Raw genomic sequence first — 18,385 nt, forward strand, 5'->3', positions numbered from 1 at the left:
GAACAGAAGATGAGAGCGCGTAGCGCGGTGCATTTGCGCACAGACCAATAAAATATATAGCTATTTCATAGTCTTAAATGATCTCGAATCCGCGATCGGGTTTCACCCGCGTCTTTTTGACTTGGCTTTTTCCATGGGTCAGTTGCCGACGGGCCGAATGGGTTTTGACGATCAGCCTTGGCAGTTCGGCTTGGGGAACATAGTTCCTGACGACATACGAACGAACCAGAGTTACGGCCACCCGCAGCAACCTCTCTTTCATTCAAGTCCATGACTCGTGCAAATCCGGGCCTCGTGCAAATCCAAGCCTCATGAATGACGAGCGCCTGTCTGCGCTCGTCCAGCAGTTCCGATGCAAAGCGCATCGCCCGCGTTCTACCACTGATAGCGAACCCCGCCCTTGCCGGCATAGCTGTTGCCGCGGCCAGAGAACTCGCCCTCGAAAGTGGCCATGATCGACCAGCCGCTCGGCCATTTCATCTCGGCCCCTGCCGAGACGAGCGCGGCGTTGCGCGCCTGCGCCGCGCCATTGACCACGAAGCTCGACGCGGGAAGGTTGAGGAAGGCGGCCGAAAGCGAGCGGTTCGGATTGAAATTATGCGCCCAGGCGAGGCGACCACGCAGCCACAAAGTGGCGGCACCGACATCGATCGCCGTATCGCCGCGAACACCCAATTCCGTCCGCCAGGCGGTGACATTCTTCGACGCATAGTTGAGCGCGAAGAGGCCCGGACCGGTGATGGCCTGCTCACTGTAATTAGGCAGAGCGATATTGGTGAACTGGCCGGCCGCATAGGGCGTCAAGCCGCCAAATGGCGAGGCAATGCGATAGCCAGTTTCGAGCCGGCCAGAGAAGCTGTGAGCGCTGAAGCGCGCCCGCAGCTGGTCGAACATCACGCGCCGGTCGGTGGTCACATCCTGCCAGCCGTAAGCGAGCGAGCCTGCCGCATAGAGAGCGCCAAAGGTCTGGCGGCCATAGAGACCTGCCTGGAAGACATTTGACGAACCACTGCCGAGGCCGTTGGCGAGATGATAGCTGGTGCCGCCGCCGCCCAAGGCAAAGCCCACGACCGTATCAGGCGAGACATGATAGTCGGCGCCAGCCGCCATGCCATAGATGCCGCCGGTGTAGGTGTTGGATCCGACGAAGGCATTGCCGCGTGTCGTCTGCGTGCCACCATAGCCGGCCGCCCAAATGCTCCAGCGCGGCTGCATGGCGACCATGATCGGCTGCGCGCCGCGCGGCAGTCCCGTGTAGGACATCGGCAGCATGGCGGTGGCACGGCCGCTGGCATAAGGATCGGTCATCAGGTTGAGGAAGCGATCCATGATGGCGAACGTGCTCTGCTGCACGCCCGTGGCGGATTCACCCGAAGCCTGCGTCAGACCGCCCGGCCCCAGCGCGCCGAATACCAAGGGAATGCCGCCGGCAAAGTTGAAGGAATTCACCAGCCCCTGGGCGACCCGGGCCTGGTTCACCGTCAGGCCACCGCCAAAGCTCGGTGCGGTTGGCGGCGTATAGCTCAACGTCAGGTCGAGATAGGCATTGTTGGTGTCGTAACTCAGCGCCGACGAGAAATTCGTCGGCAGATTGGTGTTGACCGGCCCCGAGAACGTGCCGTTCACGCCGCCGGCTGCATTGAGCACGGTATAGCGCTTGTTCACATAGGAGCCCGGATCGTACATCGCCGCGAGCGAGGCGCCGTTCAAGGTAGCGGTGCCCGAGACATTGACGCGATCGGCGTTCGAGGGCGAGACCTCCACCCGATAGGTCGATCCGGCCATGAAGGTCAGATCGCCCTGTACGGTGAGGAGGCCGATGGAATTGCCCGGCGACAAGGTGCCGCCGGCATTGATGACCGTGTTGCCGACCGTGCCGTTGCCCGCCAAAGTGGCGCCGCTGTTGACGGTCAGCCGCGAAGACGAAGCGATCGAACCGTTCACCGACAGCGTGCCGTCATCGACCTTGGTTTCGCCGGTGTAGGTATTGATCCCCGACAGGGTCAGCTTGCCGGTACCGACCTTGATCAGCGAGGCGCCGGTGTAGCCGCCCGTGCCGCCATCGGCGATCACGCCGGAGACCTCGGTCGACAGATTGTTGGCACCAACCGTCAGCTCCTTGCCGCCGAGATAGAACGTGCCGTTACCGGCGATCGACCCGGCGGTGAGCTTGTTGTCGCTGTTCGGGCCGGTCGTCATCGAGAGGTCGAAGACGGCGCTGGCGCCATTGTTGATCAACTGTGCTTTGTCAGGCGTCGAATTGCCATCGAACAGCACATTGCCGCTGTTGATGATGATAGCACTGCCGCCCGTCGCATCGGTATCGAACTGCAGCTGGCTGGTATTGATGATGGTCGCGCTGCCGGCCGCGGCCTGCGAGGTCATCCACATAAAGCCATTGTTGGTGATGGTGGCGCCACCCGCCGTGCTGGAACCATGGAATTCGAGCTTATGAGCATTCGTGATGATCGCATTACCAGCCGTGGCCTGGTCGACGAATACGAAATTCCCGCTGTTGGTGATGGTTGCGCTGCCGGCCGTCGCCGTGTTGGCTATCCGCAATGACCCGCCGCCGTTATTGGCGATGGTGGCGTTGCCGGCAGTAGAGCTGTCGATGAACGAGAGCGAGCCCTGGTTCGTGATCGTCGCGCTGCCGGCGCTGGCGGTTTGCGCGAAGGATATGACGCCATCGCTGCTGATGATAGCGCTTCCGGCCGTGCTGCTGCCCGAGAAATCAATCCGGCCCCCAGCCGTATTGGCGATCGTTGCATGGCCGGCGGAACTGCTGCCGTCAAAAGTGAAATACTTGTTATTGGTGATATTCGCCGTGCCCGCGGTGGCATTGTCGAAGAACTGCAGCGTACTGTCGTTGGTGATGGTGGCGTTAGCCGCCGAACTGCTGTCGAGGAAGGCGAGCGGGACGGGAATGAAGGTGTTGGGGTCACCGTTTTGGATGATCGCGTTTCCAGCGGTGCTGGTGTTGCTGAACACCATCGGGCCCCGGTTGTTGATCCGGGCGTCGCCAGCCGTGCTCGCGTCCTTGAAATCCACCGTGTAGGTATTGACGATCGCCGCGCTCCCGGCCGAGCTGCTGTCGAAGAAGGACAGAGCGCCGGCGTTCGCGATATGGGCACTGCTGGCGCTCGTGGCGTTGCGGAAATTCGTGGCGCCGTTGTTTGCAATATTGGTGACGCCGCTCATGTCGGCGTTGAAAACCTCGAACGTTCCACCGACCCCAACCGTGACGGCCCCGACGACAGAGCCTCTGAGGCCGGCATTGCCGATCTGCAAAGTGCCGGCGTTGATCGCCGTCCCGCCCGTATAGGTGTTGGCACCCGTCAGGATGAGCGTGCCGGCACCGGCCTTGGTCAGGCTGGTGCCGTTCCAGCCCGTCGCCGGATTGGCCGCCTGATCGGTGAGCGCCACGCCAATCGTGAACGTATCGGTCGGATTGGTCAGCGTGTACGTGCCGTGAGCCAGACTGTTACCCGCGAACCAGCTCAGGTTGTAGCTCGCCAGATATTGCAGATTGTCGGCCGATTTGCGGGTCGACACGGTGAGATAATCCACCGTGCCGTTGAAGCCGCCGATGGTAACCGGGGCGAAGTCGCCAGTGATCCCCGAGCGGGTGTCGATCAGCACCTTATCGAGCTGGCTCGCATCGCTGATACCGCTGATGTTGAAGCCAACATTATTGCCAACCAGCACGCGATCGGCTGAGAGCGCGGGGCTGTTGATGCCAGCGGAGATGGACAGGCCTGTATTATCGGCAAAGGTCACGTCCTGCCCGACATTCAGGGTGGCCGGCGATTCGATCGCCAGCATGCCGCCATTGACCTTCACATTGCCGGCAAGATTGTTGCTGCCCCCCGCACTGCCATCGCCGAACTGCAGCCGGCCGTTGGAAATGATGGTGTCGCCGCTATAGCTGTTCGAACCGGTCAGAACCGTCGTGCCGGCGCCGGTCTGCTGCACCTGGCCGGTGCCCGAGATGCTGCCCGCAAGGGTGAGCGTGCCGGTCCGGTTGAAGGCAAGCACGCTGTTGTTGATGACGTCGCCGGCGATCGAGCCGGTGCCGCCGCCATTGCCGATCTGCAGGGTGCCGTCGTTGATCGTCGTATTGCCGCTATAGCTATTGTTCCCCGATAGGATCATCGTGCCAGTACCGGTCTTGACCAGTGAACCGCCGGCGCCCGAAATCACACCGCTCACTTCCGTCGAGCTATTGTTGGAGCCCACCGTCAGTTCATTGGCGCCCAGATCGTAGTTGCCCGCGCCGGCGATCGAACCGGCGCTGATCTTGCCGTCCCCGGCCGCGCCCACCGTAGTGGCGAAATTGACCGTTCCACCCGCATTATTGACAAAGACGGCATTCCCCCCGGTGCTGTTGCCGTAAAAATTCACAGTCGCATCGTTGGTGATGGTGGCATTGCCAGCTGTCGTCGTGTCGTTGAAGAGCACAATGCCGGTGTTGGAGATATCGGCATTGCCAGCCGTGCTGGCGTTGCTGAAGGTCAAAGTCGCGGCGCTCGAGCTATTGGTGATGCTGGCATGGGCCGCCGTACTGGTGTCTTTGAAAAGCAGGTTGGAATTATTTGTGATGGCGGCGGTGCCGGCCGTGCTGGTATCGAGGAAAGACAGCGTGCCGTTGTTCGTGACCCCGATGCCGCCAGCGCTGTTATTATTGCGGAAGTTTGTAGCGCCCCCGTTCAAAATGCCGGTGATGCCGCTCAGATCGGCGTTGACGATGTCGAAGGTTCCGTTGGAACCGACGGTCACATTCCCCAGAATACCGCCAACGCGCGCGCCGCTCCCAAGCTGCAAAGTACCGCCGTTGACCGTCGTGCCGCCGGTATAGGTATTGATCTCCGATAGCGTCAGCGTACCTGTGCCGACCTTGACCAGCGAGCCACCTGCGCCCGAGATGACGCCGCTCACCTCGGTCGAGAGATTGGTCGAACCGACGGTCAGCTCGTTGGCCCCGAGGATGAAGCGGCCATCGCCGTCGATCGAACCGGCGCTCAGCTTGTTGTCGTTGCTCGGACCCGTGCTGTTGGAGAAATCGATACTCGCACTGGCCCCCGTGTTGATCAGCTGTGCATTGCCGCCAGTCGACTGACCCATGAAGGTGACGGAGCTGCCGTTGCTGATGCGAGCATTGCCAGCCGAACTGGTCCCCAGAAAAACCAGATTCAAGTTATTGGTGATATCGGCGGTGCCTGCCGTGGCCGTGCCGGAGAAGTCGACATATTCGTTATTGATAATACGAGCGTCGCTGGCCGAGCTGCTGTCGCCGAAATAAACACTAAAAGTATTGGTGATGGTCGCACCGGAGGCGACGCTGTTGTCAGCGAACGACAACCGACCGCTATTGGTGATGGTGGCGCCGTTCGTCGCGCTGTTATCGGCGAACGACATGATGTTGTTGTTCGTAATATTGGCCGGGCCGGCGGCACTATCGTTACGAAAATTCAGATGGCCGTCGTTGGTGATTGTGGCGCTGCCGGCCGTACTGGCGTCATAGAAGAATATGCGACCGGGATTGGTGATGCTGGCCGTGTCGGCCGTACTAGCGCCGTTAAACGAGAGACTGCCATCGTTGTTGATGGTGGCGGCACCGGCCTTGCTGGCGTTGTTGAACGACAGATTGCCGTTGCTGCTGTTGTTGATGGTTGCGAAGCCTGCCGTGCTGTCATCGAAGAACGACACGTTGCCGCTGTTGCCGATAGTCGCGGAACCAGCCGAGCTGGTGCCATAGAAAGACAGGCGATTGCTGTTGGTGATGTTCGCGCCACTGGCGCTGCTGTCATTGCGGAAATTCGTGGTCCCCACATTCAGAATGTCGGTGACCCCGCTCATATCCGCATTGAAGACCTCCAATATGCCGCTCGGATAAGTATCGATGCGCCCCACGACGGAGCCCTGGTTGCCGGCATCGCCGATCTGCAAGGTGCCGTCATTGACCGACGTGCCGCCGCTATAAGTGTTGCGCGCGGTCAGGATCAGCGTGCCGGCGCCGGCCTTGATCAGGTTCCTGCCGCCCCAGCCCGTCGCGGGATTCGCCGCCTGATCGGTCAACGCCGTGCCGACCGTGAACGTGTCGGTGGCATTGGTCAGCGTGAACGTGCCGTGGGCGAGATTGTTGCCGGCAAACCAGCTCAGGCCATAGCTGGCGAGATATTGCAGATTGTCCGCCGATTTGCGCGTGGACACGGTGAGATAGTCCACCGAGCCAGTGAAACCGCCGACACTGACACTGGCGAAATCGCCGCTGATCCCGGTGTTGGTGTTGATCAGCACCTTGTCGAGCTGGCTCGCATTGCTGATGCCGCTGAGGTTGAAGGAGACGCCATCGCCGATCGCGACATGATCGGCGGAGAGCGCCGGACTGTTCGCGCCAGCGACGATAGATAGCGCGGTGCCGTCGGCGAAGGTCACATTCTGCGCGACCTTCAGGGTTGCCGGCGTGTAGATCGCCAACATACCGGTGTCCACGATCAGGTTGCCGCCGATGACGTTGCTGCCACCCACGCTGCCATCACCGAACTGCAACCGGCCACCATAGATGAAGGTGTCGCCGCTATAGCTGTTGGTGCCGGTGAGGATCGTCGCGCCCGTGCCCGTCTGATAAAGCGCACCGCTACCGGAGATATCGCCGGCGAACGTGTAAGCATCGCTGCGGTTGAAGGTGAGCGAGGCATTGTTGACGATATTGCCGAGGACCGAGCCGCTCGTCCCGCCATTGCCGATCTGCAGCATGCCATCGTTGATCGTCGTACCGCCGGTATAGGTATTATCGCCCGACAGTGTCAGCCGCCCGCCGCCGACTTTGACCAGCGAACCACCCACGCCCGAGATGACACCGCTCACCTCGGTCGCGCGATTGTTTCCGCCGACCGTCAGCTCGTTGTCGCCCAGGATGAATTGGCCGTTGCCGGCGATCGAGCCGGCGCTGAGCTTGTGGTCGTTGTTCGGGCCCGTACTGCCGGAAAAATCCATCCGCGCGGCAAGGCCGGAGTTGATCAACTGCGCATTGCCGCCGGTCGCGTTCTGATTGAAAGCGAGCGTGCCGCCGTTGCGGATTATGGCGCTGCCAGCCGAGCTGGTGTTGGAGAAATATATCTGCTGGTTGTTGTAAATGGTGGCGGTGCCAGCGGTGCTGCTGTCGAAGAACTGCAAGGAGTTATTATTGTAAATCGTAGCACTACCGGCTGAGGCGGTATTGTTGAAGTAAAGCTCGACATTATTGGTGATCCGGGCGCCTCCGGCGGTGCTACCGTCCTTGAAATAGAGCTTGTTGTTATTGGAGATTTCGGCGCCGGCCGCCGTGCTCGTGCCGCGGAATTCGATCGTTCCGACGGAATGGTTCGTGATCGTGGCGGTTCCCGCCGTGCTGCTATCTTCAAAATAAAGAAAAGCGGGCGGATTCGTGCTGTCGGTGCTGTTCGTGATTCTGGCGGTATCGGCCGTACTGGTGCCGTAAAAAGATATGGTGCCATCATTGCCGATGGTGGCATTGCCGGCCTTACTGCCATCGTTGAATGCCAAAGTTCCAGCATTCGTGATGGTCGCGTTATTGGCCGATGAGTTCCCCCAGAACCCGATGGTTCCACCGCTTTTGTTGTCGAGGGTGGCCATGCCGGCCGTGCTGTTATCGACGAAATTCACGCCGTAGTAGTTGATGATATTCGCGAAGCCGGCGGTGCTGCTGTCCTTGAAAGTGATATTGGTATAGTTGGTGATATTGGCGGCGCCCGCCGAACTGGAGTTGTTGAACTCTATGCTGGCAGTGCCGACATCGTTGACGACGATGGCATTCCCCAACGTGCTGTTCTGATAGAGATACATCCGGTTTTTGTTGGTGATATGGGCGTTGCCGCCGGTACTCGTGTTGAAGAACGACAGAGCAAAATTGTTGTTAAGGTAGGCGCTGCCTGCCGTGGCACTATCGACAAAGCTCATAATGCCGCCATTGGTGATGGTGGCGGCGCCAGCGGTGCTGGTGTCATTGAAATACAACCCACCATTATGGTTGATGGTGGACGTATCAGCCGTGCTGTTGCCATAAAAATAGATAGAGCCGCCACTCGTGATGGTGGCGCTGCTCGCGCTCGTCCCCGTCCGGAAGAACAGAAAACCATTGTTGGAAATATTCGTGATGCCGCTGGTGTCGGCATTGACGATATCGAGCGTCCGTTGCGTGCCAACGCCCACGGTAACAGCGCCCACGATCTTGCCGGCGGTGCTTATAGTGCCTAGCTGCAAGGTCCCGTTGTCGATCGTCGTGCCGCCGGTATAGGTATTGGTGCCTGTCAGGATCATCGTGCCGGTGCCGGTCTTGACCAGCGAACCGCCGACGCCCGAAATGACGCCGCTCACCTCGGTCGAGCGGTTGTTCGCGCCAACCGTCAGTTCGGTGGCGCCAAGGAAGAATTGGCCGCCGCCCTCGATCGAACCGGCGGAGAGCTTGCTGTCGCTGTTGGGGCCCGCGCTGTTGGAAAAATTAAACACCGCGCTTGAACTGCTATTGATCAGCCGCGCATTGCCGCCGGTCGTCTTCTGCCCAAAGCCGACCGTGTCGTTGTTGATGATCGCGGCATTCCCAGCAGTGCTGTTGTCCGAAAAGTACAAAAACCTGTTGTTGGTGATGGTGGCGGTGCCGGCCGTACTGTTGTCGAAGAACTCCGTATATTCATTGGTGGTAATCGTGGCGCTGCCGGCGGTGCTAGTGCCGCGGAAGTAAAGCCCGAAATCATTGGTGATCTGGGCCGTACCGGCCGTGCTGCTATCCCGGAAATCGACCCGACCGTTGGTATTGTTGATGATGGTCGCGGCATCAGCCGAACTGGTGTTGTAGAAATACACATTGCTGGTATTGGTGATCGTTGCCGTTCCAGCCGTACTGGTGTCGTTAAAAGTCAGCGTGCCGCTGCCGACGTTGGAGATTTGAGCGGCGCCAGCGGTACTGGCATTATTGAAGCTTAGATCGTTGTTGTTGGTAATCGTGGCAGCATCGGCCGTGCTGGTGTTGTTGAAATTGAGTTGTGCGCTGTTGGTAAGTCTGGCACTGCCAGCCCGACTGGCACCCGCGAAGTTTAGAGTTGCGTAATTCGTGATGGTCGCAGTGCCAGCCGTGCTGGTGTCGTCGAAAGATGTGCTGGCCGAATTCTCGATGAGAGCGCTGCCGGCGGTGCTTGCGTCGACGAAAACCAGAGTCACGAGATTGGTGATATTGGCAGCGCCGGCTGTGCTGGTGTCGTGAAAGGCCAGCAGACCACGATTTTCGATAAGGGCGTTGCTCGCGCTCGTGCTGTTGTAAAATATAGCACTGCCGCGGTTGAAGAGACTTGTGACGCCGCTGGTGTCCGCGTTGACGACCGAGAGAGTACCATTCGTCTCAACAGCAACCGCGCGCGTAATCGTGCCCGTATTGGCAAGATTGCCAAGCTGCAAGGTCCCGTTGTTAACGGTGGTGCCGCCCGTGTAGGTGTTCGTGCCTGTCAAGATGAGCGTGCCGGCGCCTTCCTTGACCAGATTTGTGCCGCTCCAACCCGTCGCCGGGTTCGCCGCCTGGTCAGTCAGCGCCGCCCCCACCGTGAACGTGTCGGAGGGATTGGTCAGCGTGAACGTGCCATGGGCAAGATTGTTGCCGGCAAACCAGCTCAGCCCATAGCTGGCGAGATATTGCAGATTGTCGGCTGACTTATGGGTCGACACGGTGAGATAGTCCACCGCGCCGCTGAAGCCGCCTATGGTGATATTGGCGAAGTCGCCAGCAATGCCGGAGTTGGTGTTGATCAGCACCTTGTCGAGCTGGCTCGCATCGCTGATGCCGCTCAGGTTGAAGGACACGCCCGTGCCAATTGAAACGCGATCGGCCGAGAGCGCCGGGCTATTCACGCCGGCGACGATGGACAGCGCTGTATTATCGGCGAGGGTCACGTTTTGCGCGACATTCAGGGTCGACGGCGTCGAGATCGCCAACGTCCCGCCGTTCACGATCACATTGCCGGCGAGCGTGTTGACGCCGCCAACGCTGCCATCACCGAACTGCAGACGGCCGTTGGAGATGATGGTGTCGCCGGTATAGCTGTTCGTCCCGGTCAGAGTTGTCGAACCGGGGCCGATCTGCCGCACCTCGCCGCTGCCGGAGATATTCCCCGACAAGGTCAACGTGCCGGTACGGTTGAAGGCAAGCACGCTGTCGTTGATCACATCGCCAGCGATCGATCCTGTCGAACCGCCGTTGCCGATTTGCAGAATGCCCCCCGCAATGCGCGTGGCACCGGTGTAGGTATTGGCGCCCGAAAGGATCAGCGTCCCGGTCCCGGTCTTGACCAGCGAACCGCCGACGCCTGAGATAATGCCTGCCACCTCGGTCGAAGAATTGTTCGAGCCGACCGTCAGCTCGTTGGCCCCCAGAATGTAGTTGCCCTCGCCCGCGATCGATCCGGCGCTGATCTTATGATCGCCGTTAGGCCCGCTCGTGCCCGAGAAATCGATCGTACCGCCGAGATTGTTGACGATGGTCGCGTTGCCGCCCGTGCTGCTACCGGAGAAGTACGTCGACGCATAATTATTGATGGTCGCGCTACCAGCCGTGCTGGTATCGGAGAAGTACATCGGCCCATAATTGTTGATGGTCGCGGTACCGGCCGTGCTCGTGTCGCGAAATTCGACCGTCCCGTTCGCGTTGTTTGTGATCGTGGCGGAACCGGCCGTGCTGGAGCCGTAAAAATACAAGGAGCCATCATTACCGATGGTAGCATTGCCAGCTTTGCTGTTCTCGTTGAATGCCAAAGTTCCGGCATTCGTGAGGGTGGCAGTACCGGCCGTTGAGTTCCCCCAAAACCCGAGGGTTCCACCGCTCTTGTTGTCGATGGTGGCGGCATCAGACGTACTGTTGTCTTTGAAGGACAGGCTGGAGTTATTGGTTATCTGAGCATTGCCCGCGGTGCTGCTCCAACTGAAATTGATGTTGGAGTCATTCGTGATCGCGGCATCACCCGCCGAGCTATTTAGATAGAAGTCGATGCTGGCGTTGCGGGCGCTGTTGGTGATGACGGCGTTCCCCAACGTGGCCTGGTCGTAGACATACATCCGGCTGTTGTTGAGGATGGTCGAGGTGCCACCGGTGCTATAGCCGAAGAAAGAGAGAGAACGATTGTTGGTGATGTTGGCTGAAGCGGCCGTACTGTAATCGCGGAAACCCATAACGCCACCATTGTTGATGGTGGAGCTTCCTGCACTGGAATAGCTGTTGAAGTAAAAGCGACCATTTAGACCGGTTTGGCTGATGTTGGCGTTCCCAGCCGTGCTGGAATCATTGAAGCTCAGGTCGCCGCTACTGGTGATCGTGGCAGTACCCGCACTCGCGTTGCTGAAAAAATTGGTGCTGCCGCTATTCGAAATGCTCGTGATGCCGCTGGTGTCGGCTTTGATGACATTGAACGTGCCCTGCGCCCCCACGGTGACAACGCCGGCGACCGAGCCCGCCGTGGGAGAGATGTAGGTGCCGAGCTGCAAAGTGCCGCCGTTAACCGTCGTGCCACCGTCATAAGTATTGGCACCTGACAGGGTCAGCGTTCCGGTGCCTATCTTCACCAGAGAACCGCCAACGCCCGAGATCACGCCGCTCACCTCGGTCGAGAGACCGTTCGAACCGACCATCAGTTCGTTCGCGCCGAGAATGAACTGGCCGCGGCCGTCGAGCGAACCGGCGGAAATCTTATGGTCGCTGTTCGGGCCTGAGGTGCCGGAAAAATCGATCACCGAGCTGGAATAGATATTGTTGAGTGCGGCACTGCCCGCGGTCGAATTGTCATTGAAGTAGAGCGAATCGACATTGCCGATTGTGGCGCCAGCAGCCGAGCTACTGTTCGCAAAGACCATGGTTTTATTGTTGGTGATGCTGGCGGTGCCAGCCGTGCTGGTGTCGGAAAATGTAGTGCTAAGATTGTTGTGAATGCGGCCGGTACCGGCAGAACTGGCACCCTGGAAGTTGAGCGTTTTGTAATTGACGATGATCCCACTGCCGGCATTGCTGTTGTCGAGGAAACTGATCAGACCGTAGTTTGTGGTGATTGCGGTCCCGGCTGTGCTGCTGCCGGAAAAATCGATCGTTGCGTTGCTATTGTTCGTGATAAGGGCATTGCCAGCCGAGGCATTGCCGTCGAACGTCACAGCGCCACTGTTCGTGATGGTCCCGCCAGCGGTGCTGCTGTCATTAAAATAGAGCTTACCATTAGAGCCGTTGTTAATGGTGGCGGCCCCAGCCGTGCTGGTGTTTTTGAAGTAAAGGTAATTGTTGTTGGTGAGGGTGGCGTTGCCGGCAGTGCTGGCATCGTAGAAGGTGAGGTAAGCGTTATTGGTGATTCCAGCGTTACCTGCAGTAGCGGCGCCAGAGAAATTCAAAGTCGCATTGTTGGTGATGGTCGCGCTGCCGGCCGTGCTGTTATCACTGAAGGATGCGCTGGCTGAGTTGTCGATGATGGCGCTGCCGGCGGTGCTCGTACCGGCGAAAGCCAGAGTCAGGAGATTGGAGATGTTGGCGGAGCCAGCCGTGCTGGCGTCTTCAAAAGCCAGCACGCCGCGATTGTCGATGGTGGCAGAACCCGCGCTGGTGCTGTTATAAAATCTTGCGCTGCCGCGGTTCGTGAGGCTGGTGATGCCGCTGGTATCCGCGTTGACGACCCAGAGCGTGCCGTTTGGATCGACCGTGACCGCGCCCGCAATCGTGCCCGTGTTGGTGAACGTGCCTAGCTGCAAGGCACCGGCATTCACCGTGGTGCCGCCGGTATAGCTGTTGGTTCCCGACAAGGTCAGCGTGCCGCTGCCGGTTTTCACCAGCGAACCGCCGATACCCGAAATGACGCCGCTCACCTCGGTCGAAAGATCGTTCGACCCCACGATGAATTGCTTGTTTCCGATGACATAATTGCCGGCGCCCTCGATCGAGCCGGCGGTCATCTGCGCCAGCCCGCTACCCGAAATGTCCACCGTGCCGCCGGTCCAGGTATTGAAACGCGCACCGGCACTGCTGGCATTGGCGAGGAATCGCGTCGTGCCGCCACCCTGGGTCAGGATTGTCGCCGTACCAGCCGTGCTGAAACTGTCGAAGGTCAGGCTGCCGCTATTGAGGATGGAAGCACTTGCCGCCGAACTGACGCCGTAGAATGCCATGCTGCTTTTATTCGTGATCATGGCACTGCCGGCCGAACTCGAATCGTAGAACTGCAGAAGGGCAAGGTTGAGGATTTGGGCGTTGGCAGCCGTGCTAGAATTCTGGAAATTCAGCGTGTCATTATTGGTGATATTGGCCGCGCCAGCCGAACTCGAGTCATAGAACAGCGCGGTGTTGTTGTTGGTGAGGGTGGCGGTGCCAGCATTGCTGGTGTCGTGGAATTCCAGAAAGAAGTTATTGTTGATCGTCGCGGCGCCGGCACTGCTGGAATTCCTAAAATACAGCTCCGTATTGTTATTTAAGGTGACAGCGCCGCCGTTGACGACGATGCCCGCGCCCGTGAAATTCAGATAGGCGCTGGTCGCATTGGTGATGGTGTAGCTCGAAGCACCGGCGTTAAAAGTCCATCCGCCGATGTTGATGCCGCCATCCGGCGGGGCGCCCCCGATGGTGATGCTTGTCCGGGCCGACGTGCCGAAGAAGGCCGTGCCGGTCGGCATGGCGCCGCTGTCCCAGTTGACGCCGCCGGTGTAGACGCCTGAAAAATTTCCGGTCCAGGTGGCGTCCTGCGCGCGCACCGGCGCGGCCATCGGCAGCAGCGCCGCCATGACCAAAGCCGTGGTCGTCAGCAGAGCGGACCGGAAGCCGCCCGCCACCCCAAATCGATCCCGTACGGTCCCCAACGCGTCCCCCAATTCCGTCACGCAGCCGCCATCGGCCAGCCAGCCGAAAGAGCTTTGTCAGCGTCGGAGTCATCTCATCGTCGCGGAGGAACGTCCTGATAGGGGGCCGGTATCTTTCTGAAAATTTCTGATATTTTCAGTTCAGACCCGCCAACGAGGTCATTTCGATAAACATCCGTTGTATGAGGCGGTTGGAGAGTGGCTTGGGGGATAAGGTGTACCGTTTCATCGGTTTTGAGCTGGACCAGCAGCGTGCCGAGCTGCGGGGCCCTGATGGCATTATGGTCAAGCTTCGGCCGAAGACCTTCGAAATGCTACGCCTGTTCGCGGCCAATCCCGGCCGCGTCCTCAGCAAGCAGGAGCTGATGGAGGCGGTCTGGCCGAACGTCCATGTCGGCGAGGACAGCCTGTTCCAATGCATCCGCGAGCTGCGCGCCGTGCTCGGCGACGAGCGCCGGCAGATCATCAAGCTCGCGGCCGGCGGCGGCTACCGGCTGACGGTGGAGGTCGAGCCCCCGACCCAACCGGCGGTCCTGGCGCCCGCCGAACCCGCTGGCCTATTCGCCTCGGCCGAGGCTCCCCCCTCCGGGCCCGCCAATGCCAAACCGACGTCGCGGCCCCTCTTCGATTTTCGCGGGTGGGCCATCACCGCGGCCGGCCTTTGCGCGGTGATAGGCCTTGCGGTCGCAGCGCCAACTCTGCGGCCGGACCTCATCTTCAAACGCCCGCTGCCCGTCGTCGCCGTGATGCCAATCACCGCCATGAGCCAAGATGCCCGCGACACGGCCATGGCGGCGGAGGTGACGGTCCGGCTCGCCGACGGCTTCGCCAAGATCGGCAATATCAGGATCGTCGCGCCACAATCCTCGGCGCCGCGCCCGGATAGTGCTGCCGTACCTGCGGCATCCTCCGATTTCGAGATACGCGGTGAATTGCAGCACAGCGAACGCGCCTGGATTTTACGCGCGCGCATCATCAAGACAGGGACCGAAGAGGTTCAATCGGTCGCGACCGTTTCGGTCGACCTGGATGATCCCGACGTGGAATTGCAGCAATCCCGGCTTGCCGCTGGTGTCGGCCATCCTCTGGCCCGCAGCCTGAACGAATTTTTCGAGGCAAGCGCTTCATCCGCGAACCGGAATACGTCAGCCGGCAAAGTTGTCATCGAACAGGCGATCGCCTCGATCAATCAAACGACCGAAGAGCGATTTGGCGTGGCCCAGACCATGTTGAAAAAGGCGCTCGCCGACGAACCCGATAACGTCGATATCGCCGTCGCGCTCTCCTCACTGCAATTGCGCGGCATCCAAATGCGCTGGTTCAATCCGGACGAGGCGCTCACGATCGAAGCCCAGGCCGGCGCGACGCTTGAGCGCGCCTTGCGCACAAGGCCCAATTCCATCGCCGCGCTGGAAACCTATTGCCGGCTTCTCAGCGCGACGAACCGTTTCGCTGACAGCCTTGTCGCCTGCGCCAGAATCTTGAGCTTCGATCCGTGGAATGGCGGCGCGCTCTATCTGATCGGTCTCGGCCAGATTTATCTCGGCCGCTTCGAAGATGCGCTTGCCACCTTCCAACAGGCCGATCGTTTCGACACACCGCGCGTCTCTCGCTGGACCTGGCTTCTCGGTGCCGGTTGGGCAAACCTTCTGATGGGACGCGGCGCAGATGCGGCGCCGTGGTTCGAACGGTCGATCGCCATTACGGTGGGGTCCGGGCGCACGCACATGATGCTGGCGGCCGCCTATCAAGAAATGGGCAAACACGATGAAGCCAGAGCGGCCATGCAGGAGGGATTAAGACTGCGGCCCGGCACGACAAAGCTCAATGTCGCGCCGCCGGCGAAGAACAGCAGCCCTATTTATCTCGCGGCCGCTGCTCGCAACATTCAACTCATGGTCGATGCGGGATTGCCGGAGCATTAGAGCCTCATGCTCGATGGCCGGTGGGAACAACGGTTTGATTGCAGCATTGGACTAGATCTGCATCTCACAATGCGGATGGAGAGCTTACCAAAAAGCTCTCAGCTCGCCGCCCCGCTGCTTCCACACGCGCAAGACGTGCCCGGCAAGTAGCGGGGCACTACCAAAGAGGCCAAGCCGCAACAGGATCATTTGCATCATCGTCGCTGATGCAAATGCATGGCGCGCTACGCACCAAACGATGGGATAGAATGAGTCCGATCTGCCCGCAGCAGGACTAGTCGCCATCGACACCCGTCCGCACTGCCCGATGCTTGTTCCACATCGGCGCGATGGCCTGCCCGCGATCGATGCGACGACGGCCTTTCAAGCGCCGCCGGCGAAACTGCAAAGTGCTGTCTTTGCCACCGCAGATGCGCGTCAATTGCCACGCCACCGACCCCGTCAAATATCGACGAATGCGATCTCGGCTATGCCCGGCCTCAACGAGACCGATGGATATCTCTTTGACGTCTCGGTAACGACCGCTCCGCGCCATCGCAAACGCCAATTCCACGATTGGAAGCGCAATACCTTCTGTTGACATGATGATCACTCCCTGAGTTGTTTGGAGTGTCAACATAATCGCCGACCATGCTTGAAGTTCCCGTGAGAAATATCGCGTCTCAATCGAGAGATAGCGGAACAATACGTCCAACAGGGATGTTCTCCAGCAGACACTGCCAGTCGCAAGGAGAACGACATGCCCACCGCTACAGGCCACACACGCGCCATTGCTGCTTCCCGCGTCATCGGAAGCAATGTCTATGACACCTCAGGAAAGTCCATCGGAGACGTTCACGACATCGTGCTTGATAAGCAGTCCGACAAAATTATGTTCGCGGTGCTCAGCTTCGGCGGCTTTCTCGGCATCGGCGAGAAATATCATGCGATGCCTTGGGCATCTCTCAACTACGTTCCCGATCAGGGCGGCTATGTCGTCGGCTTGAGCAAGGAGCAATTGCAGAAGGCGCCCGTTTACGATCTGAACGACCTTACCAAAAACGACGGCTCCGGCCCTTCGCCTGCATTGGACTATTACACGCAGTTTCGTCGATAGCCCTCGAGCGGCCGGCTCCCGCAATGCTGGAGCCGGCAATACAGCTAACCTTCCTTGCTCCCTTCCTCGGCGACATCCTGCTCGACCGAGGCACTTAGGCGCTGGAAGACACCGAGACCGACAATCATCGTCACGCCCACCAGCAAAAGCAGCGTCGGATACAGCATCAGGCGCGCATCCTCTTTTCCGGTTTCGAACACCAGAACCAAGGCTTCCAGGAATACGGCGATCGTGATGGTCGAAATAAACTTGGTCAGGCTTCTCCTCGTCTCGCCCGCCTTGCGCATTTCGCGGGCGCGAATAGCCTCTTCCTCGATCAGATATTTGCCGACATCGAAGACCGCGATCGCGATGATCGTGTAGCCGACGGCTTGCAGGAGTTCGGCGCCCACCTGAGCCGTTTGCTTCAAAAACACATCGCCGACGCGATAAACCGAGAAGATGATGAGGCCGGTCGCGAGCGCCATGAGGAATACGCCGGCAACGCCGAAAGCTATACGTGTCAGCTTTTCAAACATGCCACGCTCCGTTTCATCCGGCGAGACAAGCCCCATGATACCGGGATCGTCTGCGCCAACACCACTGCTATCAACGCATTTGGACATCATGTGGTGCCAAACAGCTCTGTGGCGCCCCCTGGTCGAAATGGAACTTTCAGCCGCTCTCCCGAATTGCCTCTACACTACAATCTGCCAAAGAGGCTGATATGATTGAATTTCTCATCGCCGCCTTGATCATCATCCTTGTGGCCTATGTGGTGATCCTGCTCATCGGCCTGATCCCCGGACTGCCCGGACAAGTGCATCAGATCGCGCGTATCATCGTCGGCGTCATCGCGCTGCTGGCCATTCTTCAACGCGCATTGCCATTGATCGGTGGAGCGGGCTTATAAAGCGTTCCCTGGCTTGAGGGTTTGACGATCCAACTCGTCAAACCCTATGACTTCGGCAAGCCGCTGGACGCGATCACCGCGTTGAACCGGAAGATCGCACGACCAAGCCCTTCTTGCTGCAAGGACGCTTCGCCATGACACGGAACGGAAGAATAGGCATCGCACTTGCCGGGTTGCTCATGGCCGGGCAGCTCATGGGAATGACGCAGAACGCTTCGGCCGCCACGCGCGGCCAGCCCGGCCTCTGTCGGCCGGATGCAGCTCAAGCCCTCATCGGCAAACATCGCGTCAGTGACAGGCGGGCGAAGCGGCTGACCGGCGCATCCCTTGTGCGCCAGATCAGGCCCGGCGCCCCCGTGACGATGGATTTCCGGCGCGAGCGCGTGACGATCGAAACCAGCCCCCGTACAGGGCGGATCGTCCGGGCTTCTTGCGGCTGAGCCGTCTTCGGGAAGGCAGAATTCTGGCTTGGGAAACTTTGGCGCTCCCTAGGGGAATCGAACCCCTGTTTCAGCCTTGAGAGGGCCGCGTCCTAACCGCTAGACGAAGGGAGCGGGGGTGCGGCGAAACCGCAACCAAGACGGGCTCTATAGAGCATATTCGGCC

Annotated in this window: 7 protein-coding genes and 1 tRNA gene; 4 read left to right on the plus strand and 4 right to left on the minus strand. The window is 59.6% G+C overall.

Annotated elements, in window-relative coordinates; translation table 11 throughout:
• Positions 1-375: 375 nt before the first annotated feature.
• Positions 376-13,866, minus strand: coding sequence for an autotransporter-associated beta strand repeat-containing protein (locus OIM99_RS24195; protein WP_311853057.1), 13,491 nt, complete (start codon positions 13,864-13,866; stop codon positions 376-378).
• A 203-nt stretch (positions 13,867-14,069) separates the two neighbouring features.
• On the opposite strand from OIM99_RS24195, the gene OIM99_RS24200 reads away from it, so the two are divergent.
• Positions 14,070-15,791 carry a winged helix-turn-helix domain-containing protein gene (locus tag OIM99_RS24200; RefSeq protein ID WP_311853058.1) on the plus strand — a complete coding sequence of 574 codons (1,722 nt, stop codon included), beginning with the start codon at positions 14,070-14,072 and terminating at the stop codon, positions 15,789-15,791.
• A gap of 274 nt (positions 15,792-16,065) precedes the next feature.
• On the opposite strand, the gene OIM99_RS24205 is transcribed toward OIM99_RS24200, so the two are convergent.
• Complete coding sequence (locus tag OIM99_RS24205) at positions 16,066-16,485, minus strand: hypothetical protein (RefSeq protein ID WP_311853059.1); 420 nt, start codon at positions 16,483-16,485, stop codon at positions 16,066-16,068.
• Between the two features lie 45 nt (positions 16,486-16,530).
• Here OIM99_RS24205 and OIM99_RS24210 point away from each other — a divergent pair, with 45 nt between their 5' ends.
• Entirely contained in the window at positions 16,531-16,887 is a 357-nt protein-coding gene (locus OIM99_RS24210; protein ID WP_311853060.1) for a PRC-barrel domain-containing protein, read from the plus strand.
• A gap of 44 nt (positions 16,888-16,931) precedes the next feature.
• On the opposite strand, the gene OIM99_RS24215 is transcribed toward OIM99_RS24210, so the two are convergent.
• The gene (locus OIM99_RS24215; protein ID WP_311853061.1) at positions 16,932-17,405 is read right to left on the minus strand and encodes a GNAT family acetyltransferase; all 474 of its coding nucleotides are present in this window, start codon (positions 17,403-17,405) and stop codon (positions 16,932-16,934) included.
• Between the two features lie 188 nt (positions 17,406-17,593).
• On the opposite strand from OIM99_RS24215, the gene OIM99_RS24220 reads away from it, so the two are divergent.
• Both OIM99_RS24220 and OIM99_RS24225 read left to right on the plus strand, forming a co-directional pair.
• Entirely contained in the window at positions 17,594-17,779 is a 186-nt protein-coding gene (locus OIM99_RS24220) for a hypothetical protein (RefSeq protein ID WP_311853062.1), read from the plus strand.
• A gap of 134 nt (positions 17,780-17,913) precedes the next feature.
• Complete coding sequence (locus OIM99_RS24225) at positions 17,914-18,219, plus strand: I78 family peptidase inhibitor (RefSeq protein WP_311853063.1); 306 nt, start codon at positions 17,914-17,916, stop codon at positions 18,217-18,219.
• A 39-nt stretch (positions 18,220-18,258) separates the two neighbouring features.
• Here OIM99_RS24225 and OIM99_RS24230 read toward each other — a convergent pair.
• A tRNA-Glu gene (locus tag OIM99_RS24230) sits at positions 18,259-18,333 on the minus strand.
• Between the last annotated feature and the right edge of the window lie 52 nt (positions 18,334-18,385).

This window comes from Methylocella sp. CPCC 101449 (assembly GCF_031921685.1).
In the GTDB taxonomy this organism is placed as follows: Bacteria; Pseudomonadota; Alphaproteobacteria; order Rhizobiales; family Beijerinckiaceae; genus Terripilifer.

Excerpts from the sequence above, each read along its gene's own strand:
- OIM99_RS24210 (WP_311853060.1), top strand. The coding sequence starts at position 16,531 with ATGCCCACCGCTACAGGCCACACACGCGCCATTGCTGCTTCCCGCGTC.
- OIM99_RS24215 (WP_311853061.1), bottom strand. The coding sequence starts at position 17,405 with ATGTTTGAAAAGCTGACACGTATAGCTTTCGGCGTTGCCGGCGTATTC.
- OIM99_RS24220 (WP_311853062.1), top strand. The coding sequence starts at position 17,594 with ATGATTGAATTTCTCATCGCCGCCTTGATCATCATCCTTGTGGCCTAT.
- OIM99_RS24225 (WP_311853063.1), top strand. The coding sequence starts at position 17,914 with ATGACACGGAACGGAAGAATAGGCATCGCACTTGCCGGGTTGCTCATG.